Below are 24,784 nucleotides of genomic sequence, written 5' to 3'. Positions count from 1 at the left end.
CGCAGGTAGTATCACTCTTCTACAGATGTAGAAGGAGGTTCGTCATGGACGACGCACACGCGGTCGTGGTGGGCGGCGGGATCGGCGGGTTGAGCGCGGCTCTCGCCCTGCACCGGCACGGGTGGCGGGTCACCGTGCTGGAGCGCGCCGCCGAGCTGCGCGAGGTCGGCGCCGGCCTGAGCCTGATGGCCAACGCGGTACGCGGGCTGGACGCCCTCGGCCTCGGCCCGGCCCTGCGCCGGGGTGGCCACGGCGAGGCACCCGGCGGTGTCCGCGACCGGCACGGGCGGTGGCTGTCCCGGATGGACGCCGCGGAGATGATCCGGCAGCTCGGCACCACGGCGCTCGGTGTGCACCGGGCCACGCTGCACCGCACCCTGCGCGAGGCGCTGCCGGCCTCCTCCCTGCGCACCAACGCCACGGTGGACCACGTCGAGTCCGGCCCGGACCACGCCGAGGTCCGCTACCAGGGACCCGACGGCCCACACACCCTCGACGCCGACCTGGTGGTCGCCGCCGACGGCCTGCGCAGCCGGGTCCGCGCCCAGCTCTGGCCGCACCACCCCGGCCCGGTGTACGCCGGATCGACGACGTGGCGGGCGGCCATCGCGTTCCCGGACCCGATCCCGGCAGCGATCACCTGGGGACCGGGAGCCGAGTTCGGCATGGTGCCGATCGGCGACGGCCAGCTCTACTGGTACGGCGCACTCAACGCCCCGCCCGGCGGCCACGCCCCCGACGAGCTGGCGGTCCTGCGGGAACACTTCGGCGACTGGCACGACCCCATCCCGGCGCTTCTCGCGGCGACCCCACCCGACGTCGTCCTGCGCAACGACATCCACCACCTGGCCGTCCCGCTGCCCTCGTACGTGCGGGGACGGGTGGCGCTGCTCGGCGACGCCGCCCACCCGATGACGCCCAACCTGGGGCAGGGCGCCGGGCAGGCGATCGAGGACGCCGTGGTGCTCGGCGCGGTCTGCGCCGGCGGCGCCGAGGGGGTGCCGGCCGCCCTGGCCGCGTACGACCAGCAGCGTCGACCGCGCAGTCAGTCCGTCGCCCGGGCCTCCCACGTCGCCGGGCGGTTCGGGCAGCAGTTGCACAACCCGATCGCCTTCGCGGTACGCAGCACCGCGTTGCGCCTCATCCCGGCCCGGGTCGCCCTGCGCAGCGCGGCCCGGTACGCCGACTGGCGACCGCCCGCCGGTTAGGCCGACTCCGCGGGGCCCGGGCCGGTGAACGCGGCGGTGTACTCGGGCGCGGCGAGGAACGGGGTCAGCACCTCGACGGTGCCCGGCGTCCAGGGACGACCGTTGAGCACCTCGTCGCCGGGCACGAAGACCATCGCCGCGCCCTCACCGAGCACCACGTCCTCCTGCCCGGCCCGGGTACGGCCGAGAAAGTAGTGCATCTCCCGGTTCAGCTCGGGTCGCGACTGCACGGCGATCAAGCGCAGCGGCCCGTCGGCGCGCAGGCCGGTCTCCTCCCACAGCTCCCGCTCGGCGGCCTGCTCCGGCGTCTCCCCCGCCTCCGCGTGGCCGCCGGGCAGCCCCCACACGTCCGGGTGGTGCATCGCGCCGGCGTCACGCAGTTGCAGCAGCAGCCGCCCGGCGGGATCCACAAGCAGCACACACGCGACGACAATCACCGGCTCAGCTTAAGGCTTGTTTCATAAGAACTGGCCGGCCTGCGGCGGGCCCGGACGACGACCGGCGGCGTTGCGGTTTCGCCCGGATACAACACCGGTATCCGGACGAAACCGCGCCTTGCCGGATCGCCGCCCGGACTCCGCCTCGGCTCGACCGCCCTTATGAAACAAGCCTTAGGCGGGTGAACCGCCCCGGTACGCCTGCTCCCCCACCGCCACCAGTCGCGCGCGGTCGGCGGCGTCCCCGAGCAGGCCGCGCAGGCCCGCGGCGTAGGCGGTCGCGGCGGTCACCCCGAGCTGGGCGGCGAAGGCGTACTCGTCGGCCAGGGTGATGTCGAAGATGGCCGGGTCGTCGGTGGACACCGAGCAGGCGACCCCGGCGTCGGTCAGCACGGTCAACGGATGCGGACGGTCCTCGCGGGCCACGCCGAGGCGCAGGTTGGAGGTGGGCGTCACGTCCAACACGACGCCCCGCGCGGCCAACTCGGCGACCAGCTCCGGGTCCTCCACGGCCCGCACCCCGTGCCGGATCCGGACCGCACCCATCGCCAGCACCTCGCGGACCGCCTCCGGCCCGGCCGCCTCGCCCGCGTGCGGCACGAACGGCAGGCCGCCGTCGCGGGCCAGCTCCACCATCCGGCGGTACGGCGTGGTCGGGTACCGCCCCTCGGCACCGGACAGTCCGAAGCCGACCACCCCCTGCCCGGCGAACCGGGTGGCGATGCGGGCCGCGCTCTCGGTGAAGTCGACGTCGTGACCCCGGCAGACCTGCGGGGTCAACCCGATCGACACCCCGTACGACTCGCGGGCCTCGGCCGCCGCGTCGACCAGGGCGGCGAGCAGGTCGGCCCAACCGGACAACCCGAGCCGCTGGTCGGCGTCCACGATCGGTTCCAGGTGGACCGCGCCGTCGCGGGCGGCCTCCGCGGCGTACGCCAGCAGTGCCCGCTGGTAGTCCTGCGGCGTCCGCAGCACCGTGGTCATCGCGTTCCACGTGGTGATGAAGTCGTACAGGTCGTCGAACCGTCCGGACGTCTCGGCCGGCACCGGGAGGCGATGGCCGTGGGCCAGCGCGGCGAGCAGCGCCGGACGGACCGTCCCCTCCAGGTGGACGTGCAGTTCGATCTTCGGGGTGTGGCGCTGAGCCGGCGTCATCGCGATCCTCGGGGGTGGGCTGAACGGGTGCGCCCAGCCTGTCCCACCCCGACCCGGCTGGCCTCCCCCAGGCGGGGGATCACCACCGGAAAACTGTTCTCGGCCCAAAGCTCCAGGGTAGTCAATTCCGCCCCGATTTGCCTCGGTCACATATGACAGTGCGTCGGTACAATCGGCGACTGCCTTGTGACTGATCGCTGACTGCCGATGGTGAAATGGATCACACACACTGAGCCCATGAACAGGAGAGTCAACCGCGGTAAGGCACTCCGCGTCGCGGTGTGTCTCCTTCTGGTGGCGGCGTTGAGTGGCTGCATGCAACTCAACATGGGGCTCACCGTGAACGCCGACGACACGGTCGACGGGCAGTTGCTGCTGACCGCCGAGAAGTCTCTGCTGACCTCGCGAAACAAGAACATCCCGGCAGCCTTCGCGGAGCTGCGGCAGAACATTCCCGCCCTGCCGGCGGGCGAAGAGACCCGGTACGAGGACGACAAACTCTTCGGCGCCCAGATCAGTTATCGCAAGGCGCCGCTGGCAGGTTTCGACACGGAGAGCGTAAAACTGGTTCGGGACGGCGACTTGTACCGTTTCACGTTGCCGCTCGATCCGTCGAAATACGGCGGAAAGGTAGCGCAGCAGAATCCGCAGCAACAGCAGGCGTTCCTCAAGCTGATGTCGTTCGAGATCTCGGTGGCATTTCCCGGCCGGGTGATCGACAGCAACGGCACCGTCAACGGCCGCTCGGTCAGCTGGAAGGTCGAACCCAACCAGGACAAGCCGATCGAGCTGCGCGCGGTCGCCGAGGCGCCACCTCGACCGTCCACCTCACCGGTTGCCGCCGGTGACGACGGCGAGATCGGGTGGCCGCTGATCGTCGGCGGCGTACTCCTGCTGCTGCTGCTCGCCGCGGTGGGCGTACTCCTGCTGCGACGCCGGCGGCCGACGGCGCCGGACGCCCCCGGACCGACCTCGCCCGGACCGACACCGCCGGGCCCGCCCGCCGGCGCGCCGGGGCCCGGTTGATCCACCCGGTGGCCGGCTCTGCCGGCCACGCCCGGCCCCGGCCGCCCCGAGACGACGGCGACCGGCCCCGGTGCTCCCACTCGGCAGCACCGGACCTCACCACCACCACATCCCGGTCGCACCATCGCAGAAAAGGGGGATCGTCATGAACGATCTCTTCACCTGGGCAGCCCTGGGCACCATCGCCGGCGCGAGCGCCGCCACCCTCCTGGCCACCAACGTCATCGGCGGGCTGATCGGCCCCAGTGGCGACAAGCTCCGCAAGTGGATCGCCATCGCCATCGCGCTCCTGCTGTCCTACCTCACCGCGGCGTTCGCGGATGAGGTCGGTGGCGAGAAGTGGATCATCGCGTTCTTCAACGCGCTCGTCATCTTCTCCGCCGCGCTCGGCGTCAGCCAGTTCCCGCCCGGCAACCGGCAGGCGACGCCGACCCAACTCGCGAGCGGTCGCGAGCCCAAGATCTTCCGCTCCTGGGTCTGAGGGGTACCGTCATGGTCTTCGGAATTCTCAGCGCGGCGATCCAGGTCATCCTCGGCGCCCTGTTCGGCTTCCTCGCCGGCGGCTCGATCGGACTTCTGGTCGGCGCCGTCGTGGGCCTGCTGGTCGGCGCGGTGTTCGGCTGGGCGGTGGCCTCCGCCGGGGTGTACGCGGCGGACGCCCGCGGCATCTTCCTCTTCGTCGTCGACCACACCTGGAGTCTGCTCAACACGGTCGTCGGCGCCATCTACCTGACCGTGCACCTGGTCTTCGGGCACTCACTGGACCGACCCACCTCGTCGGGCAGCGGCCGGGTCAGCGTGGTGGAGGGGGTCTCGCCCCGCTACGCCACCACCATCGGCACCGTCTGCGCCGGCTCCAGCTCGGGCATCCAACGGCACGAGGACGTGCACATCTTCCAGGGTCGCCTGCTCGGCCCGCTCTACATCCCGCTGGTGCTGGCAAACTACGTGCTGTTCACCATCGCCCCGGTGTGGTTGCTCTACCACGACCACACCAACGCCCCGATCAACCGGTTCACCAGGTACTTCGAGATCGGCGTCTACCCGCACGTGTGGAACGAGGCCATCGCGTACCGGATCCAGGGGACGCCGCCGCGATGACCACCGACGGGCGCGGACCGATCGAGACGGCCACCGCCGAGTTGGCCGCCTGGCTGACCAGTGCCGCGGGGGAACCCGTCCCGGTCGGCCCGCCCCGCACCGGCGGCGACGCCGCCGGGCTCACCCTCTGGCCGCTGGAGCTGCGCCCGGCCCGGCAGACCCGCTCCAGCGGCGTGGTCCGCGAACCGTACCGGTTCACGGTCCGCTACCTGCTCTGCGTGACCGGGCCGGCCGGGTTGCCCCGGCTGGACCGGGTGCTCACCGTCGCGACCCGCGAGGGCAGCTACCCGGTCGTCCTGGAGGCCGGCGATCCGCCACTGTGGGCGGCGTTCGGCGCCGCGCCGCGCCCGGCGCTGCTGATCGACGTACCCGCCCAGGTCGACCACCCGACCCCGGCCGCGCCCCCGGTGCTGCAACCGCTGCGGCTGCGGCACCTGGAGGTACACACTCTCACCGGCCGGGTGGTCGGCCCCGAGGACCAACCCCTCGCCGCGATGCGGGTCGAGCTGTCGGCCACCGGGTCCGCCACCCGCACCGACACCGACGGGCGGTTCCACCTCGTCGGCGTCCCGCACGACCCCGAACACCCGAGCCCGGCCCGGCTGCGGCTGACCGGGCGTGGGCTCGTCCTCACCGCCGACGTCGACCCCGGCGAACCCGACCTCGTCATCGTCTGCGCGCCACCGACCCACTGACGCCCGCCCACCCGCACAGGAGGATCGATGCCCAGCTACTTCTCCCCCGGCATCTATGTCGAGGAGGTCCCCAGCGGCGCCCGACCGATCGGCCCGGCGAGCACCAGCATCGCCGCCTTCGTCGGACTCGCCCCGAACCACGACGCCCACCTGGGTCGGGCGGTGCCGGTCAACAACTGGACGGAGTTCCTGCGGCTCTTCGCCGACGGAGACCGGGTGGAGAGCACCCCGCTGGCCCGAGCGGTCTTCGGCTTCCTGGACAACGGGGGCGCCCGCTGCTGGGTGGTGAACGTCGGCGAGGGCGGCGCGATCACCGGCACCGGGCAGCGACGCGGTGGCCTGCAACTGCTGGAGGCCATCGACGAGATCTCCATCATCGCCGCACCCGGTTTCCACGACGTGGTGTCGCACGAGGCGCTGCTCAGCATGGCCGAGCGGACCCGCACCATGGTCGCCATCTGCGACCCGGCACCGGACATCGACGACATCGCCGCGCTGACCCGGGTCGCGACGCCGTCCACCGGCAAACCCCCCAAACCCGCCGAGGGTACGGGCGGCGGCCCGGCCGGTCCCGGCGGCGGCGGCTCGGCCGGTTCCGGCGGCGGGTCGGCCGGTTCCGGCGGCGGGTCTGCCCAGCCGGGTGGCTCGGGCGGGCACGAGGGGGCGGCGTACCGGCCCCGGCAGTCCGAGTTCGGCGCCTTCTACTACCCCTGGCTGCGCGTGCGCGACCCGATCAGCGGCGAGCTGGAACTGACCCCGCCGAGCGGGCACCTGGCCGGCATCTGGGCCCGCACCGACGCCCTGCGTGGAGTGCACAAGGCACCGGCCAACGAGCCGGTGCGGGGTGCCGTCGACCTGGGCTACCTGGTCACCCGGCCGGAGCACGACGTGCTCAACCCCAAGGGCGTCAACGTGATCCGCTACTTCGCCGGTGAGGGCATCCGGGTCTGGGGCGCCCGTACGCTCGCCGCCGAAGCCAGCGAGTGGCGCTACCTCAACGTCCGGCGACTCAGCATCGCCATCGAACAGGCCATCGCCAACGGCACCCGGTGGATGGTCTTCGAACCCAACGACTTCACCCTCTGGCGCTCGATCCGCCGCGACATCGGGGCGTTCCTCACCCGGGTGTGGCGCGACGGCGCACTGCTCGGGCGCAGCCCGGAGGAGGCGTTCTTCGTCAAGTGCGACGAGGAGACCAACCCGGTCGACGTCCGCGACGCGGGCATGGTGATCGCCCACATCGGCATCGCGGTCGTCAAGCCCGCCGAGTTCGTGGTGTTCAAGCTGAGCCAGTGGGCCGGCGGCACCGAGACCGAGACGATCGGAGGCTGACATGCCCACCACAGCCACCCAGCAGCCCGGCGCACCGGTCGACCCGTACCGGGCGTACAACTTCCGACTGCTCATCAACGGCGTCACCAACGGCCACTTCACCGAGATGACCGGGCTGGAGGTGAACATCCCCGGGCAGCCGTACCGGGAGCACGGCCTGGGCCGGATGCGGATGGTGCCCGGCCAGGCCGAGTACGAGCCGGTGACGCTGCACTTCGGCCTCACCGCCTCCCGCGAGCTGTGGGACTGGGTGAACGCCACCGCGCAGGGCACCCTCAACCGGCGCAACGTCTCGGTGGTGCTGCTCGACTCGGTAGGCACCGCCGAGGTGCTGCGGTGGAACCTGATCGACGCCTGGCCCACCCGGTGGCGTGGCGCGCACCTCAACACCCTCAGCCACGAGATCGCCATCGCCTCGTTGACCCTGCGCTACGAGGGTCTGGAGCTGGAGACCGGCGGTGCCACCGCGCCGACACCCGCGTAGCTGGCTGGCCGGCCGGCTGCGCTCGGCTGCCGGGGCGGTGCAGCGCCTCGCCGGGCGCGTCGAGCCCGCCGAGGACCGTGCGCCCGCCGGGGATCGTGCGCCCGCCGGGCATCGGCCACCCGCCGAGGACCCGACGCCCGCCGAGCACCGGGCGCCACAGCCGTCGCCGGAGACGTCCGGGGCTCCACCGCGCCGCTTCGGGGAGCCACCGCAGCACTGGCTGGACGTGGTCGCCGCCCACGCGCCCGGCCTGCTGCACGACCTGGACCTCGACCGGCCCGCCGCCGCACCGACGGAGGGGCGCGATGACCCGGCCGACGGCTTCGGCTCCGGCTCCGGCTCCGGCTCCGGCTTCGGCTTCGGCTTCGGCTTCGGCGATCGAGTCGATAGCGGCGGACCGGACCGGTGGACCGCGGTGACGCGACCACCTCGGGCCGCCGGGGAGGATGCCTGGTTGCCTGATGATCCGGCGGGTCGTCGTGCCCCTGGCATGGTGGGCCGTCATGCGCCCGGCACGGGTGGTGGGCACGGCCGCGGAGCCAGCGTGAGCGGCCCGGACCCGGACGCGCACTCCTACCGGCGTGACCGCCCGGCGTTTGCCACACCGGGCACGGTGGGTGACGACGGCACGGTCGGGCACGACGGCACGGTGGACGTGGCGTACGGCGTCAACGGGCCGGAGGCGGTGAGCGGGGTGGCAAGGCCGGACGGGTCGCGGTCGACGGGCGCGACCGGGTCGACGGGCGCGTCGAGGGCAGACGACAGGTCCGGCGGCCCACGGATGGGTGGCACCAGGCCCCGGGGCGGCAACGATGCCTCCGCCGTCGCAGTGATCGCCAACGCGCCCCTCACACCGGGTGCGGGCCGACGTTCGCCAGGCCGGCTGCTGGACGCTTGGCGCCTGCGCACAGCCCGACGGGGCGCGGCGCCAGGACCGGCGCCGGATGACATTCCGGCCACCGACACGAAGGAGCGGCCCCGACTCGGAGAGCCAACCACCCCGGCCAATCCTCGCCTCCGCACCTACCCTGCCGAGATCTTGGAAGATTTCGGCCCCTCCAGGGGCACTTTCCTTCCAAGGTCTACAACCGACTCCGCCGATGTCGGCGGGGCGAGGCCGGACCAGGCGGCAGCTCGGGACGGGCGATCAGCCGTCGGCGGGACGGCTGACGGTGGGGCGGTAGCCCACGGTGGGGCGGCAGCCAGCGGTGGGACGACGGCTGGCGGCGGTCTCTGGCCGGCCCTGCCCGACGAGCGGGCACGGTCGGGGCAGCAGGTTGGTGATCGGGATGGTCAGGGCTCCGTAGCCCCCTACGGTCCGGCCGTCGGTGTGGCCTGGATCGGCTCGGCGCGCCGCGATCCGGGTGCGCAAGGGCCGGAGAGCACTGCCGACGCGACGGCGTTCGACAGGTGGCCGGCGCTGCCCGACGACACCGCGCTGTGGACGGTCGCCGGTACGGCGCTGGACAACGCTCAGCTGACCCGGCTGGACCGGGAACAGGCGGGTGGCTGATGGAACGCGTCGCCTTCCTCATCGACTCCTCTGGCGAGCGCGTGGACTGCCTGCTGAATCCGGAGACGGTGCAGGTGACCCGGCTCGCCGGCGTACGCCAGCGGGGTGCCGGCGACGGGCAGCTCACCGGGTCCGGGCTGGCCGACGACCCGCTGGTCTTCACCGGCGGCGGCCGGACCGAACTGGTGCTCGACCTGCTCTTCGACGTCGACTTCGTCCAGGCGCCGACCCGTCCGGCCGACGTACGGGTGCTCACCCGTCCCCTGTGGATGCTCGCGGAGAACTCGGCCGCCGAGCATGGCTGGCTGCGTCCGCCGCTGGTCCGGCTGGTGTGGGGAAAGACCTGGAACGTGCCCGGTGTGATCATCGCGGTGGCGGAGCGGTTCGACGCGTTCACCGGCACCGGCTCGCCCCGGCGTTCCTGGCTGCGGCTGAAGCTGGTCCGCGCCGCCGAGACGGCCGACCAGGCCGAGGCGGGATTCGCCGAGGAGTTGGCCGCGGCCAGCACCCCGACCGCCGCGCCGGGCAGCGCGGTGATCGCCGCCGGCGACGGCGCGGCCGAGCCGGGCCGTTCCGGTGTGCGCTTCGACCTGCTGGCCAACGACGCGCTCGGCTCGCCGCTGCGCTGGCGCCTGCTGGCCGAGCACAACCGGATCACCGACCCCCTCGCCGTACCGGCCGGCACCACGCTCGCCGTGCCCCCCGCGGCCGGCGTCCGCGCCGGCGGCGTCCCGGGAAGCGGATCGACGGTCGCCGGTGTGCTGGCCGGGATGGCGCAGGCGGTGGCCGGCGCGCTGAGCACCGGCCCCGGCAGCACCGCAGCTGTCGCCTCCGACGGGCGCGGCAACCCCGGGGGTACGCCGTGACAAGCGTCGCGCCCCGGGCCTTGCTCGTCCTGCTCGACGGCGCCGAGCTGACCGGCGCGGTTCGTCAGCGGATCCGCTCGCTGCGGGTGGCGGCACGGCTGGACCAGCCCACGCAGGCGGAGCTCGTGCTCGCCACCTCCGTCGGCGTCGGCGCGTTCGACCCGGCGGTACGCCCCGGCACGGCGCTCGACATCCGACTCGCCGACCACGCCGACGCCCTGTTCAGCGGGGAGGTCACCGCCGTGGAGGTCGAGTACGCCGCCGACGGTACGGCGGTGCTGCGGCTGCGGGCGTACGACCGGCTGCACCGGCTGCGCAAGCGGCAGGGGTTGCGGGTGTTCACCTCGGTGACCGCCGTCGACCTGGCCCGGGAACTGTGCGGCGCGGTGGGGCTCGAGGTGACCGCCGAGGTCGACGGGCCCCGGTTGGACCGGCTGTCGCAGCACCGGCACAGTGATCTGGAGTTGCTGTGCGAGGTGGCCGGCCGGGCCGGGCTGCACCTGGCCGCCGACGGTGACGGGGTCCGGTTGGTCACCCTCGCGGGCTACGGGGAGCCGGTCGCGCTGACCCTCGGCGCGGACGTGCACACCCTGCGCCTGTCCACGAACGCCGACCAGGCCAGCGGTGCCAGTGCCGCGTTGGGCTGGCACCCGCAGCGGGCCGAGGTGATCAGCCAGCAGGCCGACGAGGCACGGTGTGGCCGGCCGGCGTACGACCGACCGGACCCGGCCGACGTGGGTGCCGACGGGGTTCGCACCGCCGTCGACCAGCCGGGGCGCAGCGACGACGAGTTGGCGGCGCTGGCCCAGGCGCGACTGGACACCCGCGCGGCCACGCTGGTCACCGCCGAGGGGGTGGCCGAGGGTGATCCGGCGCTGCGACCGGGCCGACGGATCGACCTGAGCGGTGTGCCCGAGCCGGTCGCCGGGGCGTACGTGCTGACCGAGGTGGTGCACACCGTGGACGGCAACGGACACCTGACCCGGTTCTCCACCGTGCCGCCGGTCGCCCCACCGACCCCGGCCGGCGGTGCGGTCGTCACCCTGGGCACGGTCACCGACGTCGCCGACCCCGACGGGTTGGGCCGGGTCCGGCTGACCCTGCCGGCGTACGGGGACCTGGACGCCGGCTGGCTCGCCGTGCTCTGCCCCGGCGCGGGGCGGGGCAAGGGCCTGGTGGCGCTGCCGGATCCGGACGACAGCGTGCTGGTGGTGCTGCCCGGTGGCGAGCCGGCCTCGGGGATCGTGCTCGGTTCGCTGTTCGGCGCCGTCGAGCCGTACGACGCGGGCATCGACGACGGCAAGTCGCGGCGCTGGACGCTGCGCACCGCCGGCGGGCAGTCGATCGTCGTCGACGACGTGCGGCGCAGCCTGCGGCTGGGCACCGAGGACGGCAGCTATCTGGAACTGACCCCCGACCTGGCCACGCTGCACGCGGCATCCGACCTGGTGATCTCCGCGCCCGGCCGGGCCATGGTGGTCCGCGCCCGCAGCGTGGACTTCCTGCGCGCCGAGTCGACCGAGGACCCGACCACCGCGGCGCGGCAGGCCCGAACGCTTGCCCGCGCCCACCACGAAGGAGGCGGCTGATGCGCTGGATCCACCGTGACTCCGTGATCACCTGCGATCACGACGGCCGGGTCGAGAACCGACCCTCGCAGCAGTGGGTGACCGTCACCGGCGTACCCGTGCTTGTCGACGACGACCCGCAGGGGCGCGACATCACGGCCTGTCCCAACTACGGCCCGACGATCAAGCCGTGCGGCAAGACCCTCAGCGTGCGGGTCGGCTACAGCGACTGGCTGCGGGTCGACGGGCACCGGGTGGTGCTGTCGCACCTGGAGGGGTTCACCGACGGCACCCCACCGGGGCTGGTCCACCACACGGTGCGTGACCCGGGTCAGGGGTTCCTCGGGGCGGACCGGTGAGGGCCTTCCGCTTCGTCGGGGCCGGCTTCGACGCCGGGCGCGGCGGCGGCCTGGCACTCACCGCGGCCGGCGGCCTGGCGATGACCGAGGGCGACGAGAGCGTACGGCAGGCGCTGTTCCTGCTCCTGTCGACCACGCCGGGCGAGCGGCTGATGCGACCCGGGTACGGGTCCCGGCTGCACCGACTCGTCTTCGCGCCCAACGACGACACCACGGCCGGCCTGGCCATCCACTACGTCCGGCAGGCCATCGCCCGGTGGGAGCCACGGGTCGAGGTGATCGACGTGGACGCCGGGCCGGATCCGGACGACGCGTGGCGGCTGGTGATCCGGCTGGACTACCGGGTGCGCGCCAGCCTGACGCCCGGGCAGCTGGTCCTGTCCGTGGACCTGCTTCCCGCCGACGAACCCGCGCAGGGAGGACCGTCATGACGTTGCCCGTGCCGCACCTGGACGATCGCGGTTTCCTCGACCTCGTCACCGAGGCCCGGGAACGGATCCGGCAGTCCTGCCCGGCGTGGACCGACCTGTCGGCGCACGACCCCGGGATGGCCCTGGTGGAGGCGTTCGCCCACCTGACCGAGGTGATGATCTACCGGTTGAACCAGTTGCCGGACAAGGCGTACGTCTCGTTTCTGAACCTGCTCGGGGTCACCCGGCACGCACCCACCGCGGCCTGGGCGGACGTCCGGTTCACCCGCAGCGGCAGCGACCGGGCGGCCATCCGGATCCCGGCGGGTCTGCGGGTCGCGGCGGCGCGCGGCGCGGATCCCCGGCCGGTCGTCTTCGTCACCACCGAGCCGACGCTGCTGCCCGCCGACGAGACGTCGGTGACGGTACGGATGCACCACTGCGAACTCGTCGAGGCGGAGTTGCTCGGCGTGGGCACCGGCCAGCCGGGGCAGGTGCTGCGGGCCGCGCACGCGCCGTTGGCGCACACCGCCGAGACACTGGACCTGCTGCTCGGCGTGGAGGTGCCGGCCGGCACCGTGGAGTTGGGCGCGGCGGCCCGGGAGCACGACGGTCGCACGTTTGAGATCTGGCGGCCGGTGGACAGTTTCGCCGGGCTCGGCCCGCAGGCCAAGGCGTACCTGGTGGACCGTTGCTCGGGCACCGTCACCTTCGCCCCGGCCCTGGACCTGCGACCGCCGGCCGCGCCCGGCGACCCCGCACCACCCGGCCCGGCGCCGGTGACGGTGGCGGCGGTGCCGCCGGCCGGCCGACAGGTTCGGCTCTGGTACCGCGCCGGCGGCGGCCCCACCGGCAACGTGGCGGCGGGCACGCTGACCAGCCTGCGCGACCCGCTGCCCGGGGTACGCGTGGACAACCCCGCCCCGGCGGCCGGCGGCCGGGAGGTGGAGGCGTTGGAGTCGGTGCTGCTGCGCGGCCCGTACGAGTTCTTCGCCCAGCAACGGGCGGTCACCGCCCGCGACTTCGAGGTCCTCGCCACCAGCTCCGGGGCGGTGGCACGGGCGCGGGCGTTCACCCGCGCGGCGGTGTACAGCTTCGCCCGGCCCGGTGAGGTCGAGGTGGTGCTGGTGCCGTACGTGCCGCCGACGGCCCGCCCCGGTGGCCGGTTGCCGGTGACCGTGCTGCGCGAGCACGAGGTGCCCGAGGCGCGTCGCCGGGTGGAGGCGGACCTGGAGGAACGCCGGATGGTCGGCATCCGGTCCCGGGCCACCTGGGCCCGGTTCAAGGCGGTGTCGGTCCGGGCCCGGGTGGTGGTCCGCCGGGAGGAGGACGTGGACGCGGTACGCCGCCGGATCCACGACCGGCTGCACCAGACGCTGAGCCCGCTGCCGACCGCGCTGAACCCGACCGGGTGGCCGTTCGGGGAGCCGCTGCGCGCGTCGAACGTGTACCGACTGCTGGAGCACGCCGAGCCCGGTGTGCGCTACGTCGAGTCGGTCCGGTTCGTGGTCGACGAGGCCCCCGACGCGGGGGTACGCGCCCTCGCCGTCGACCAGTACCAGCCGCGCACCTGGTACGCCGGGCGCGGCCCGGTGCTGTTCCGCTCCAGCAACGGCGGCGCGGGCTGGGAGCCGGCCGGCCGGTTCGACGACGAGACGGTGCTGCGGGTGGCGCCCGCTCCCGCGCCGGTGCGGCCGGGCATCGTCGCGCGCCCCGGCTCGGTGGCCGTGGTGACGCTGCGGTCGTCCGGCGGCTCCCGGGTGCACCTGAGCACCGACCTGGGCGAGACCTGGTCGCTGCTCACCGACCTGGACGCGCGGATCTCCGACGTGGCCTGGCTGGACCGCGACGGCGCGGGCGCGCTCCTGGTGGCCACCGACACCGGCCTGTACGAGGTGTCGTTGCTGCCCGGGGCGGTGCCGTTGCAGATCCTGGTCGACCCGTCCGACGCCGACCGGGGGTTCTACGCGGTGCGCGCGTTCGTCTCGGAGCGGGGCGCGCCGGGGGTGGCGGTGGCCGCGCAGGCCAGCTTCGGGGTGTACCTGTCGACCGCCGGCGGCCGACCGGGCAGCTTCACGCACGTGGGCCTGGCCAACGTGGACAACCGGGTGCTCGCCGTGCAGTACGACGGCCCGGCGACCCTGCTGTGGAGCGGCGCGGGCGAGCCGGACCCGAAGAAGCCGGGACAGGGTTGCCACCGCACCCGGTTGTTCGAGTCCGACGTGAAGTGGCAGCCGGTGCAGTCCGGCTGGGTCGGCGGCACGTGCCGCGACCTGGCGTTCGCCGGCCAGCTCGCGGTGGCGGCGACGCAGAGCGGCGGGGTGCTGCGGCTGGACACCCTGGGCGCGCAGCCGCAGTGGCAGTCGGTGTCGGTCAACTGCGGGTTGCCGCTGCGCGACCGGACCCGGTTCGTGCCGGTGGACGCCATCGCGGTGGGCGGTCCGACAGTCGGCGGCGCGGGCGGTGCGACCGGCGGCACCGGCACGGCGGAGCGGCTGCTCCTGGCCGGCGGCGAACGCGGCGTGCACCGCAGCGCCAACGCGGTGGACTGGACGCCCAGCGCCAACCAGGCCACCGCCGACGTGGTGACCGTCCCGGATACCTGGCTGCTCTGCTCCGGCGAGCACGACATCGAGGTGGTGCGCCAGGATGCGACGTTCGGCGATTGAACGGCTGCTGCCCGCCGCCTACCAGCGGGCCTGTGTGCCCGGCAGTGTGCTCTGGGCGCTGCTGGACGTGATGGAGGGGCTGCACGCCCCGGACGAGGCGATCCTCGCCGAGGTGGACGCCCTGTTCGACCCGTACCGGGCGCCGGACGGGCTGGTCGTGCGGTTGACCCGCTGGGTGGCGATGGACCACGTGGTCGCCTCACCCCGGCCGGACGCGCCCCTGCCGCTGCCGGTGGGACGACTGCGCGACCTGGTGGCCAACGCCGCCCTGCTGGCCCGGTGGCGCGGCTCCCCGTACGGCATGCGGCGGGCCCTGGAGCTGGCCACCGGTCTGCCGGGCTTCGCGATCGACGAGCCGACCGAACGGCCCTTCCACGTCGTGGTGCGGGTTCCCGCCGCCGCCGCCGGCCAACTCGCCGTGATCACCCGCATCGTCGAGGCGGAGAAACCCGCCTCGACCACCGTCGAGATCGTCCTGGAAGAGGAGTCGTCATGACCACCGAATGGGCGGTCGTCGCCGCCGCCGAGCAGTTCACCCTCGACCCGCGCAACAGCGGCGAGCTGACCTTCACCGTCTCCAACCCGGGCGCCGCACCGGACACGGTGGTGTTCGACGTGGCGCCCGGTGACGGCTCCCAGCGGGCGTGGTTCACCGTCGCCGAGCCACAGCGGGTGGTGCAGGGGCAGGGCTCGGTGTCGTTCCTGGTCACCCTCGCCGTGCCCGCGGGCACCCCACCTCGACGCTACGACATGACCGGGTTCGCGTACTCGGCGAACACCGCGCCGGAGGAGAGCTCCCGGTCCAGCGGTCGGGTCACCTACGAGGTACGGGCGGTCGCGCCACCTCGGCGTACCCCGTGGTTGTGGATCGCCGCCGCGGCGGCGTTGGTGCTGGTGGTGGTGGCCGTGGGGGTGGTCCTGCTGACCCGCGACGGCGCGCCGGATCCCGGCGAGCCGCGGGTGGTCACCATCGAGGCGGAGAGCCTGGTGGACGCCGCGGTCATCACGTCGCCGCAGAAGACCAAGGCCGCCGTGGGCGCGCAGCCCAACTGCTGCGCGGTGACCTGGTCCGGGGACAAGCAGCTCTTCTTCACCGGGTTGGCGATCGGCGATCAGGTCACCGTGACGGTGCAGATCCCGGCCGACGGCACCTGGCGCTTCGCGACGGTGCGCACCACCTCGTTCGACTACGCCAACACCGTCTTCACCATCGACGGCAACCAGGTCGGTGGCACGTTCCTCGGCTTCACGCCGACGACGCAGAAGACGGAGTTCCTGGACGTCGGCACCGTCCAGCTCAGTAAGGGGGCACACCAGGTCACACTGCTGGTGGTGGGCAAGACGCAGGGCACCAACCGCTACTTCGCGGGTGTCGACCTGATCCGGTTCAGCGAGGTCGTCGCGCCGGCCGCCGCGCGATGAGTGGCCGGCAGAAGGCGCTGCTGGGGCTGCTCGCCGTGCTGCTCGTGGCGCTGTTCGTGGTCGCGGTCGGCGTGGGCGGCGACGACCGGGGTGATCCGGGTGCCCGGCACGGGTTGGTCGACCGGCTGGGCGTGCTGGGCGGGGAGCGCGCGGCGGTGGATCCGGCCACGGTCGACGCCGACTGCGCCGACCAGACGGGCCGGTTGACGTTCTCCGGCAGGTGCGTGGTGCGGGTCGCCGATCCGGGTGGGCTGCGCACCCTGGTGCTGCGCAGCGCGGCACGGTTCACGGTCGTCGCGCCGGCGCCCGGCGACGCCGACCTCACCATCCGCGACGAGGTCGAGCCGGCGCCCGACGGCACCGGCGCGGTGGCGAAGGTCGCGGTCGACGAGGCCACCGAGGTGGGCCTGATCTGCCCCGGCCTCGGTGGTTGCACGGTCGTCGTGGCCACGTCCTGACCCTGATCGTCACGGTCAGGTCCTGACCCTGATCGTCGCGGCCACTGTTGATCCTGATCGTCGCGGCCACGTGTTGAGCTGAGAGGAAGGTGCCGCCGTGGGTGACCTGCGCAAGCCGTTCCTGCTGCTGGCGATGCTCGCCATCGTCCTGGCGATCGGTGTGGAGCTGGGCGCCGGGCTGCTGCTGGGCGGCGCCGACGCCGGCGCGGCCCTCGCCGACAGCGCCGGCGCGCTGGAGGTGGATCTCGACGACGTGTCCGGGGTCAGTGAGCCATCCGGCCGGGGCACCGGCTATCTGGCGTTGATCGACGCGGTGGCGGTCTGGAGCACCGGGCTGTTCTGCCTGGGCATGCTGCTGCCCGAACGCGTCCAGGGCCGGGTGCAGGGCGTCGCCAGCCTGATCTTCTCGATCATCCTGATCATCGTCGGACTGGTCGCGCTGGTCATCGCGTTCGTGGAGCTGTCCATCATGGTGTCGCTGTTTCTGGCGGTCCCGTTCGGGACGATCGCGTACCTGGCGCTGTGGGGGTTCTTCCCGGTCGGCGAGGCGGCGCTGCTGCTGGGGCTGGTGCTGCTGCTCAAGCTGGTGTGGGCCGGGCTGTTGGTGCTGGCCCAGCCGCGCTTCCTGCAGAACAAGGGCCTCGTCCTGCTGATCCTCACCACCCTGCTGTGCACTGTCGTCCTGGAGTTCCTGCACCACCTGGTGCCGGTGATCCTGGTCAGCATCGTCGACGACGTGGCGGCACTGGTCTTCGCGGTGATCGCGATCATCTGGGGGCTGGTGCTGCTGATCGGGTCGATCCCGGCGATCGTGAAGGCCATCCGGGTGACGGCCGCCCTGCCGGCCCGACGCCCACCCCGGTGATCCCAACGCCCACCCCGGCGTGTCGTGCCGCCAACTCCATGATCGACGAGGTGGCGCGGCGGCCGGTCACTCCACCTTGGTCAGGAGGGGCTTGCCCTTCTCCACCACGTAGGTGGCCAGCTCCACAGCGATGCCGTCGCCCACGTTGCGGGCCTGGTGGTGGACGCCGTACGGCACGGTCAGCGCATCACCGGCGTTGCACACCACCGGCGGCTGGCCTTCGAGCGTGTACTCCAGAGACCCCTGAAGAACGCAGATGATCTCCTCGCCGGGATGGAAGTGCTTGAACGGCGGCGAGTCCGGCGTGAACTCCACCCGACTCTGGACGACCTCCCGTCCGGGGATGCTGAGATCGTGTTTCTGCAGATCGACGCGCCACAGTCCGGGCGCCCCCTGCACCGCCGTCGGACTGATGCCCTCCGGTCGATCCTCTCCGCTCATCACGGCCCCCTGTACGCCGTCGCACCGACGGCACCCGCTCCGGTTGGCATGTCGGCTCGAGGATAAGGGGCCGCCGACCGGTCGGGGGCAAGGATGCCGAACGAGGGAGCTTCAGTGCGGTGAGCTGGGGTGATCCGTCGCGCCGGTCGGGATGCGCGGACCTGCGGGGCAGTGCGGGTCCGGGCCGTGCGATACGGCCAGGGAACGTGCGGATCGGGCGTACGGCCCCGGACCGGTCGAGTCGCGGATGACCAGGTCGGTCGGGAGCATGACCCGCGCGGTGGTACGACGGACGCCGAGCGCCGGGCCGGCACCGGGTCCCCGCGCGCCGCGTGGTGACTCGACGTCCTGTTGCAACAGCATGTCGACGGCCGTCCGGCCGGCGGCCCCGGTGGGTGTGGCCACCGTCGTCAGTTTGGGGCGGGTGAGCCGGCTCAGGGTGATGTCGTCGACCCCGACTACGCTCACCTCCTGCGGCACCCGCACCCCGAGCGCGTCCAGCCCTTCGATGAGGCCGATCGCCATCAGGTCGTTGTAGGCGAGCACGGCCGACACTCCGCTGCGTCGCACCTGCTCGGCGACGGCGGCGCCGCCGACCTCGGTGGGCGCGTTCGGGCCGAGCACGGTCAGCTCCGCGCCGCCGGCGCGGGCGGCCGTACCGGCGGCGCGGCGCATCTCCCGGTTGGTCCACGAGTTGCGCGGGCCACCGAGCAGCGCGATGCCGCGGTGCCCCAGGCCGACCAGGTGCTCGATCGCCGAGCGGGCGCCCTGCCCGACGTCCATCAGTACGCAGGGCAGGCCGGTCACCTGACGGTTCACCACCACCATCGGCACCTCGCGGCTGAGCTGCTCGATCAGGCTGTTGCTCATCCGCGGGCTGCACAGCAGCACCCCGTCCACCTGCTTGGCCAGCGCGTGGACCAACTCCTCCTCGGCGGTCGGGTCCTCGTTGGTGTCGGCCACGAAGACGTGGTAGTCGCGGTGTCGGGCCTGAGACTCCGCCGCCTTGATCAGCGGCGGGAAGTACGGGTTCGCGATGTCCGCGATGATCAGCCCGAGGTTGTGCGTCCGCCCGGTGATCAGGGCTCGGGCGGCGCGGTTCGGCCGGTAACCCAGGTCCTCCGCGCAGGTCAGCACACGGACCCGGGTGTCCGGGTTGACCAGGTGCGGGGCGGAGAAGGTGCGGGACACGGTGGAGATGTGCACACCGGACGCCCGGGCGACGTCCCGGATGGTGACGGGCACGGCTGACCCTTCGTCCGAGGTGGCGGCGGTGCCGTGGGTGTGGCCATTAATGCAAACGGTTGCAGCATTGTCAATTGTCGATAGTCACGGGGGTTGTCCAGCACGGACACGCCGATCCGTGATCCGCGGCCGTACGAAATCGGTGATCGCCGTCGGTTGACGCAGTCGCATTGATCGTGATTACTTCATTGCAAACCTTTGCAGGATCACCGGGAGGCGGCCGCATGCCACCGAGCGCCGGCAGCCGGGTGACCCGTCGCGTTCGACCACCGCCAACCGGTCCAGGTCACCGACCCGCTCACTCCCGCTGACCAGGAGACGAGGAGCCCCTCCCCGTGCCGACGTTCGACCACACCGACATGCTCCTGCCGCCCGAACCGGGCCAACGCGCGCTGGCCCGGGAGCTGTACGCCCTCGCGGCGGAGCAGCCCATCATCTCGCCGCACGGGCACGTCGACCCGGCCCTGCTCGCCGAGGATCGGCCCTTCCCGGACCCGGCGCGGTTGCTCATCGTGCCCGACCACTACCTGACGAGGATGCTGCTCAGCCAGGGCGTCCCCCCGTCCGACCTGGGTGTGCCCACCCGCGACGGCAGCCCGGTGGAGACCGACGGGCGGGTGATCTGGCGGCGCTTCGCCGCACACTGGCACCTGTTCCGGGGCACCCCGTCGCGGCTCTGGTTGGAGCAGACCTTCCGCACCGTGTTCGGGGTGCACACCGCGTTCGGCCCGGCCACCGCCGACGCGATCTACGACGAGATCGCGGCCCGACTCGCCGAGCCGGACTTCCGGCCCCGGGCGCTGTTCGAGCGGTTCGGCATCGAGGTCCTCGCCACCACCGAGTCGCCACTTGACGACCTGAGCCAGCACGCCACACTCGCCGCCGACGGCTGGGGCGGGCCGGGCGGCCGGGTGGTCACCACCTTCCGCCCGGACGACGTGGTGGACATGGAGTACGACGGCTGGGCGACGAACGTGGACCGGCTCGGCGAGCGGGCCGGCGAGGACACCGGCACCTACGCCGGCTACCTGGCCGCCCTGCGGACCCGACGGGCCGCGTTCATCGCCGCCGGGGCGACCTCCACCGACCACGGCCATCCCACCGCGCGCACCCTGGACCTGACGCCGGCCGAGGCGGAGCGGCTCTACGACCGGGGCCGGCGCGGCGAGGCGAACGCCGCCGACGCGGAGGCGTTCCGGGCGCACATGCTGATGGAGTTCGCCCGGATGTCGCTCGACGACGGCCTGGTCATGCAGCTGCACCCCGGCGCGGTACGCAACCACAACAGGTGGCTGCACGCCCGGCACGGCCGCGACGTGGGCGGCGACATCCCGCAGGCCACCGAGTACGTGCACGCGCTCGCCCCGCTGCTCGAGCGCTACGGCAACGACCCGCGGCTGCGGCTGGTGCTCTACACCCTCGACGAGGACACCTTCACCCGCGAGTTGGCGCCCCTCGCGGGCGGGTACGCCGCGGTGCTGCTCGGCGCGCCCTGGTGGTTCCTGGACTCCCCCGAGGTGCTGCGCCGGTTCCGGGAGACGGTCACCGAGACCGCCGGCTTCTACAACACCACCGGATTCGTCGACGACACCCGGGCGTTCTGCTCCATCCCGGTCCGTCACGACGTCGCCCGCAGGGTCGACGCCGGCTTCCTGGCCCGGCTGGTCGCCGAGCACCGGCTGCCGATGGACGAGGCCGCCGAGACCATCGTGGACCTGGCGTACCGGCTGCCCAAGCGGGTCTTCAACTTCGGAAAGGTGGAGCGGTGAGCATCACCATCACCTCCGTCGAGGTGCACGACGTGCGGTTCCCGACCGCCGCGCGGGGCGACGGCTCCGACGCGGTCAACCGGGGCGACTACTCCGCGACGTACGTGGAGTTGGGCACCGACGCCGGCCCGACCGGCGCGGGGTTCACCTTCACCAACGGCCGGGGCAACGAGATCACCTGCGCGGCGGTCCGCGCCCTTGCCCACCACGTCCAGGGCCGCACCATCGAGGAGATCACGGCCGAGCCGGTCGCGTTCTGGCGCTCGCTCAGCGCCGACGTGCAACTGCGGTGGCTCGGTCCCGAGAAGGGCGTCATCCACATGGCGACCGGCGCGCTTGTCAACGCGGTGTGGGACCTGCGGGCCACCCTCGCCGGCAAGCCGATGTGGCGGTTCCTCGCCGAGCTGCCCACCGACGACCTCGTGGCCAGCGTCGACTTCAAGCACATCACCGACGCGCTCACCCCGGACGAGGCGGCCGCCATCCTGGACGAAGGACGCGACGGGCTGGCCGACCGGTTGGCCACCCTCGAACGCGACGGCTTCGCGTCGTACACCACCTCGGTCGGCTGGCTCGGCTACGCGGACGACAAGGTGCGGGCGCTGACCCGGCAGGCGTACGCCGACGGCTGGCGGGCGATGAAGATGAAGGTCGGCGGCCCGCTCGCCGACGACCTGCGGCGGGCCCGGATCATCCGGGAGGAGATCGGCCCGGACGCGCTGCTGATGATGGACGCCAACCAGGTCTGGGACGTGGACGAGGCGATCACCGCGATGGCCACCCTCGCGGAGGTGGATCCGTACTGGATCGAGGAGCCGACCCACGCCGACGACATCCTCGGCCACGCCCGGATCGCCCGCGCGGTCACCGAGCTGACCGGTGGCCGGTGCCGGGTCGCCACCGGCGAGGTGGCTGCCAACCGGGTGATCTTCAAGCAGTTGCTCCAGGCGGAGGCGATCGGCGTGATGCAGGTCGACGCCTGCCGGGTCGGCGGCGTCGACGAGGTCCTCGCCGAGTTGCTGCTGGCGGCGAAGTTCGGGGTGCCGGTCTGCCCGCACGCCGGTGGGGTCGGCCTCTGCGAGTACGTCCAACACCTGGCGATCTTCGACTACCTGCGGGTGGGCACCGGCCTGGAGGGGCGGATGATCGAGTACGTCGACCACCTGCACGAGCACTTCGTCGACCCGGTCCGCACCCGCGGTGGCCGCTATCTGCTGCCCGAGCGGCCCGGTTACAGCGCCACCATGAAGCCGGCGTCGATCGCCGAGTTCCGCTTCCCGGACGGCCCGGAATGGCGATGACCGTCGGCGCCCGACTCGGCCTGGGCGTGCTGCGCCGACTGCCCGCCGAGGCCCGCCCGCTGATTCGGCCGGGCACGGTCCCGACCGGCGTCGTCCACCTGGGTTTGGGCGCGTTCCACCGGGCGCACCAGGCCGTCTTCACCGAGGCGGCGGTCGGCGCGGCCGGCGGTGACTGGGGCATCGTGGCCGTCGCTCCGCGCAGCACCGCCGTGGTCGAGGCGCTCGCCGCGCAGGACAACCTGTTCAGTGTCAGCACCCTCTCCGCCGCGGGCAGCGGCACCCGGGTGGTGGGCGCTCTCAGCGGCGTACTCCACGCTCCCCGCGACCCGCAGGCGGTGGTCGCGCTGCTCGCCGACCCGGCGGTGCGGGTGGTGACGCTGACCGTCACCGAGAAGGCGTACCAGCTCGACCCGGTGACCGGCCAGCTGTCCCCGGACGCGGCGCTCGCCGCCGACCTGGCCGGCGGCCGACCGCCGACCACCGTGCCGGGGTTGCTGCTGCGCGGGCTGGCCGCGCGGGCCGCCGCGGACGCCGGACCGGTGGCCCTGGTCAGCTGCGACAACCTGCCGGCCAACGGCCGACGCCTGCGCGGCATGCTCGACCAGACGGTCGGCCGAGCCGCTCAGGTGCCCGCCGGGCTGGTCGAGTGGGTGGCCGGCAACGTCACCTGCCCGGGCACCATGGTGGACCGGATCGTGCCGGCCAGCACGCCGGAGACGATCGAGGCGGCCCGCCGGGCGCTCGGCGTGACCGACCTGGCCGCGGTCGCCGCCGAGCCGTACGCGCAGTGGGTGATCGAGGACGACTTCCCCGGCGGTCGGCCGGGCTGGGAGCAGGCCGGCGCGGTCCTCACCGACGACGCCGGCTCGTGGGAGCGGCTGAAGCTGCGCACCCTCAACGGTGTGCACTCGGCCATCGCGTACCTGGGTGCGCTGGCCGGGCGGGAAACCATCGCCGACGCGCTGGAGATCCCGCACCTGGCCGACGTGCTGCGCCGGCTGATCGCCGAGGACGTCGCGGCCAGCCTCACCCCACCGGACGGCGTCCGGGTGGTCGACTACGGCGAGCAGGTCCTCGCCCGGTTCGGTAACCCGGCGATCCACCACCGCACCCTCCAGGTCGCGGTGGACGGCTCGCAGAAGCTGCCGCAACGGGTCCTGCACACCATCGCCGACCTGCGCGCGGCCGGCCGGTCCGCGCGCTGGAGCGCGCTGGTCGTGGCGTCCTGGTTGCGCTTCGCGCTGGGGTACGCCGACGACGGCCGACCGTTGCCGTTGCAGGACCCGCTGGCCGGGCCGATCCGGGCCGCCCTGGACGCCGGCGCGCACACCCCGGCCGGCGCGGTGGACGCCGTCTTCGCGCTCCGCGAGATCTTGCCAGCGGAGGTGGCCGACGACGACGAGGTCCGCGCCGAGGTGATCGCCTGGCTGACCGCGCTGGGACGCCACGGTGTCGAGGCGACCCTGGCCGGCGCCCGGTGAGGTGGCCGGTCGGCGAGCGCGCGCCAACCGGCCGTGGCGTTGTCGCGAGATGTCGGGTCGGGTCGGCGACGTACGGGCTCATCGACGTGGGGAAGATCGGCTATAAGTGACGCATGGACTTCCCGCCGCACCTGGGCAGCATGCCGATGCACGCGATCACCGAGATCCACGGCGAACCGGGCCTGCTGGAGCGCTTCCGGTTGGAGGTCCAGCAGTTCGACGACGCCGCCCGCGAGCGGTTGACCGCCGCGCTCGACCTCGCCGCCGAGTTGCACCGCGACGACCGGCGCGTCCGGGAGCCGTACCTCAACCACCTGCTGCGGGTGGCGATCCGGTTGATGCACCACTACCAGGTGCGCGACGTGGACGTGATCGTCGCCGGTCTGCTGCACGACGCGGTCGAGGACCATCCGGTCGAGCTGGCCGGCGGCGACGCGGGCGCCGACCCGACCGCGGCCGCGCTGGCCGCGCTCGCCGCGCGGTTCGGGACGCGCGTCGCGACGCTCGTCGCCGCCGTCACCAACCCGGTGTACGACCCCGAGCGGGACCGCAACACGCAGTACCGGGAGCACCTGGCGGTCAGCCTGGACCGCGAGCCCTGGGCCCGGGTGATCAAGGTGTCGGACTTCACCGACAACGGCGTCGGGGTGATCCACACGGTCGGGCCGAAGGTCGTGTCGTCGGCCCGGAAGTACCGGCCGCTGGTGCCGCTCTTCCGGGACCTGATCGGCCGGCCGGACACACCGTTGTCGGCGGTGGTGAAGAGGCACATCTTCGGCCAGCTCGACCTCGCCGAGGAGCGGTTCAGCGCCATCCTGGACCAGCCCGCGCGCCCCAACTGAGCTGCCGCTTCCTCACCCGACCGGGTTCTGTGACAACTTCTCGGATCTTTACCGCCGCCTGCGGCATTACGGTGGTTTTGCGTCAGTTGAGAGGCAAAAGTCCTCTCGATCGAAGTTCTGGCGTAACCCCGATCGAG

At 73.0% G+C, this 24,784-nt stretch carries 26 protein-coding genes; 21 read left to right on the top strand and 5 right to left on the bottom strand.

Annotated features, from left to right (window positions below):
- Window positions 1-44: 44 nt before the first annotated feature.
- Entirely contained in the window at window positions 45-1,208 is a 1,164-nt protein-coding gene (locus tag AB0C01_RS26065; RefSeq protein WP_357255788.1) for an FAD-dependent oxidoreductase, read from the top strand.
- Here AB0C01_RS26065 and AB0C01_RS26060 read toward each other — a convergent pair.
- Both AB0C01_RS26060 and AB0C01_RS26055 read right to left on the bottom strand, forming a co-directional pair.
- On the bottom strand, window positions 1,205-1,645 hold the full coding sequence (locus tag AB0C01_RS26060; protein ID WP_357255790.1) for an NUDIX domain-containing protein: 441 nt from the start codon (window positions 1,643-1,645) through the stop codon (window positions 1,205-1,207). The genes AB0C01_RS26065 and AB0C01_RS26060 overlap by 4 nt on opposite strands.
- A 174-nt stretch (window positions 1,646-1,819) precedes the next feature.
- Complete coding sequence (locus tag AB0C01_RS26055; RefSeq protein ID WP_357255692.1) at window positions 1,820-2,800, bottom strand: adenosine deaminase family protein; 981 nt, start codon at window positions 2,798-2,800, stop codon at window positions 1,820-1,822.
- A gap of 237 nt (window positions 2,801-3,037) precedes the next feature.
- Between AB0C01_RS26055 and AB0C01_RS26050 the strand changes: the two genes are divergently transcribed.
- From AB0C01_RS26050 to AB0C01_RS26025, 6 genes are all read left to right on the top strand, one after another.
- Window positions 3,038-3,826, top strand: coding sequence for a DUF3153 domain-containing protein (locus AB0C01_RS26050; protein ID WP_357572372.1), 789 nt, complete (start codon window positions 3,038-3,040; stop codon window positions 3,824-3,826).
- Between the two features lie 145 nt (window positions 3,827-3,971).
- Complete coding sequence (locus AB0C01_RS26045; protein ID WP_357255689.1) at window positions 3,972-4,307, top strand: hypothetical protein; 336 nt, start codon at window positions 3,972-3,974, stop codon at window positions 4,305-4,307.
- An 11-nt stretch (window positions 4,308-4,318) separates the two neighbouring features.
- Window positions 4,319-4,927, top strand: coding sequence for a glycine zipper family protein (locus AB0C01_RS26040; RefSeq protein WP_357255687.1), 609 nt, complete (start codon window positions 4,319-4,321; stop codon window positions 4,925-4,927).
- Entirely contained in the window at window positions 4,924-5,622 is a 699-nt protein-coding gene (locus tag AB0C01_RS26035) for a carboxypeptidase-like regulatory domain-containing protein (protein ID WP_357255685.1), read from the top strand. The genes AB0C01_RS26040 and AB0C01_RS26035 overlap by 4 nt, the downstream gene beginning before the upstream one ends.
- A 27-nt stretch (window positions 5,623-5,649) precedes the next feature.
- On the top strand, window positions 5,650-6,954 hold the full coding sequence (locus tag AB0C01_RS26030) for a phage tail sheath subtilisin-like domain-containing protein (RefSeq protein WP_357255683.1): 1,305 nt from the start codon (window positions 5,650-5,652) through the stop codon (window positions 6,952-6,954).
- A gap of 1 nt (window position 6,955) precedes the next feature.
- The gene (locus tag AB0C01_RS26025) at window positions 6,956-7,438 is read left to right on the top strand and encodes a phage tail protein (protein ID WP_357572371.1); all 483 of its coding nucleotides are present in this window, start codon (window positions 6,956-6,958) and stop codon (window positions 7,436-7,438) included.
- Between the two features lie 573 nt (window positions 7,439-8,011).
- On the opposite strand, the gene AB0C01_RS26020 is transcribed toward AB0C01_RS26025, so the two are convergent.
- Window positions 8,012-8,278, bottom strand: coding sequence for a hypothetical protein (locus AB0C01_RS26020; RefSeq protein ID WP_357572370.1), 267 nt, complete (start codon window positions 8,276-8,278; stop codon window positions 8,012-8,014).
- 490 nt (window positions 8,279-8,768) lie between these two features.
- Between AB0C01_RS26020 and AB0C01_RS26015 the strand changes: the two genes are divergently transcribed.
- From AB0C01_RS26015 to AB0C01_RS25970, 10 genes are all read left to right on the top strand, one after another.
- Window positions 8,769-8,951 (top strand): hypothetical protein, encoded by a 183-nt coding sequence (locus tag AB0C01_RS26015; protein ID WP_357572369.1) that lies wholly within the window; start codon window positions 8,769-8,771, stop codon window positions 8,949-8,951.
- A complete protein-coding gene (locus tag AB0C01_RS26010) occupies window positions 8,951-9,817 on the top strand; it encodes a hypothetical protein (RefSeq protein ID WP_357255680.1) in 867 nt (288 codons plus the stop codon). The genes AB0C01_RS26015 and AB0C01_RS26010 overlap by 1 nt, the downstream gene beginning before the upstream one ends.
- The gene (locus tag AB0C01_RS26005; protein ID WP_357572368.1) at window positions 9,814-11,406 is read left to right on the top strand and encodes a contractile injection system protein, VgrG/Pvc8 family; all 1,593 of its coding nucleotides are present in this window, start codon (window positions 9,814-9,816) and stop codon (window positions 11,404-11,406) included. Before AB0C01_RS26010 ends, AB0C01_RS26005 begins: the two co-directional genes overlap by 4 nt.
- A complete protein-coding gene (locus AB0C01_RS26000; RefSeq protein WP_357255676.1) occupies window positions 11,406-11,744 on the top strand; it encodes a hypothetical protein in 339 nt (112 codons plus the stop codon). The genes AB0C01_RS26005 and AB0C01_RS26000 overlap by 1 nt, the downstream gene beginning before the upstream one ends.
- On the top strand, window positions 11,741-12,175 hold the full coding sequence (locus AB0C01_RS25995) for a GPW/gp25 family protein (RefSeq protein WP_357255674.1): 435 nt from the start codon (window positions 11,741-11,743) through the stop codon (window positions 12,173-12,175). Before AB0C01_RS26000 ends, AB0C01_RS25995 begins: the two co-directional genes overlap by 4 nt.
- Window positions 12,172-14,823 (top strand): putative baseplate assembly protein, encoded by a 2,652-nt coding sequence (locus AB0C01_RS25990; protein WP_357572367.1) that lies wholly within the window; start codon window positions 12,172-12,174, stop codon window positions 14,821-14,823. The genes AB0C01_RS25995 and AB0C01_RS25990 overlap by 4 nt, the downstream gene beginning before the upstream one ends.
- A complete protein-coding gene (locus AB0C01_RS25985) occupies window positions 14,804-15,319 on the top strand; it encodes a phage tail protein (protein WP_357572366.1) in 516 nt (171 codons plus the stop codon). The genes AB0C01_RS25990 and AB0C01_RS25985 overlap by 20 nt, the downstream gene beginning before the upstream one ends.
- Window positions 15,316-16,245, top strand: a complete 930-nt coding sequence (locus AB0C01_RS25980) for a hypothetical protein (protein ID WP_357572365.1) — start codon at window positions 15,316-15,318, stop codon at window positions 16,243-16,245. Before AB0C01_RS25985 ends, AB0C01_RS25980 begins: the two co-directional genes overlap by 4 nt.
- Complete coding sequence (locus AB0C01_RS25975) at window positions 16,242-16,703, top strand: hypothetical protein (protein ID WP_357255667.1); 462 nt, start codon at window positions 16,242-16,244, stop codon at window positions 16,701-16,703. Before AB0C01_RS25980 ends, AB0C01_RS25975 begins: the two co-directional genes overlap by 4 nt.
- Before the next feature lie 97 nt (window positions 16,704-16,800).
- Complete coding sequence (locus AB0C01_RS25970; protein WP_357572364.1) at window positions 16,801-17,568, top strand: hypothetical protein; 768 nt, start codon at window positions 16,801-16,803, stop codon at window positions 17,566-17,568.
- A gap of 66 nt (window positions 17,569-17,634) precedes the next feature.
- On the opposite strand, the gene AB0C01_RS25965 is transcribed toward AB0C01_RS25970, so the two are convergent.
- Together AB0C01_RS25965 and AB0C01_RS25960 are read right to left on the bottom strand one after the other, a co-directional pair.
- Window positions 17,635-18,009 (bottom strand): cupin domain-containing protein, encoded by a 375-nt coding sequence (locus tag AB0C01_RS25965; protein WP_357255664.1) that lies wholly within the window; start codon window positions 18,007-18,009, stop codon window positions 17,635-17,637.
- 111 nt (window positions 18,010-18,120) lie between these two features.
- Window positions 18,121-19,254 carry a LacI family DNA-binding transcriptional regulator gene (locus AB0C01_RS25960; RefSeq protein WP_357572363.1) on the bottom strand — a complete coding sequence of 378 codons (1,134 nt, stop codon included), beginning with the start codon at window positions 19,252-19,254 and terminating at the stop codon, window positions 18,121-18,123.
- A gap of 335 nt (window positions 19,255-19,589) precedes the next feature.
- Between AB0C01_RS25960 and uxaC the strand changes: the two genes are divergently transcribed.
- The 4 genes from uxaC to AB0C01_RS25940 all read left to right on the top strand — a co-directional run bounded on the left by uxaC (window position 19,590) and on the right by AB0C01_RS25940 (window position 24,647).
- Complete coding sequence (uxaC, locus tag AB0C01_RS25955; RefSeq protein ID WP_357572362.1) at window positions 19,590-21,023, top strand: glucuronate isomerase; 1,434 nt, start codon at window positions 19,590-19,592, stop codon at window positions 21,021-21,023.
- A complete protein-coding gene (locus AB0C01_RS25950) occupies window positions 21,020-22,324 on the top strand; it encodes an enolase C-terminal domain-like protein (protein WP_357255657.1) in 1,305 nt (434 codons plus the stop codon). The genes uxaC and AB0C01_RS25950 overlap by 4 nt, the downstream gene beginning before the upstream one ends.
- On the top strand, window positions 22,315-23,805 hold the full coding sequence (locus AB0C01_RS25945; RefSeq protein WP_357572361.1) for a mannitol dehydrogenase family protein: 1,491 nt from the start codon (window positions 22,315-22,317) through the stop codon (window positions 23,803-23,805). The genes AB0C01_RS25950 and AB0C01_RS25945 overlap by 10 nt, the downstream gene beginning before the upstream one ends.
- Window positions 23,806-23,918: 113 nt before the next feature.
- On the top strand, window positions 23,919-24,647 hold the full coding sequence (locus tag AB0C01_RS25940) for an HD domain-containing protein (RefSeq protein ID WP_357255654.1): 729 nt from the start codon (window positions 23,919-23,921) through the stop codon (window positions 24,645-24,647).
- Window positions 24,648-24,784: the final 137 nt, after the last annotated feature.

The sequence above is a fragment of the Micromonospora sp. NPDC048905 genome (genome assembly GCF_040649655.1).
Classification (GTDB): domain Bacteria; phylum Actinomycetota; class Actinomycetes; order Mycobacteriales; family Micromonosporaceae; genus Micromonospora.
The sequence above is the reverse complement of the archived record's forward strand: the minus strand, read 5'-3'. Positions and strand labels throughout refer to the sequence as shown.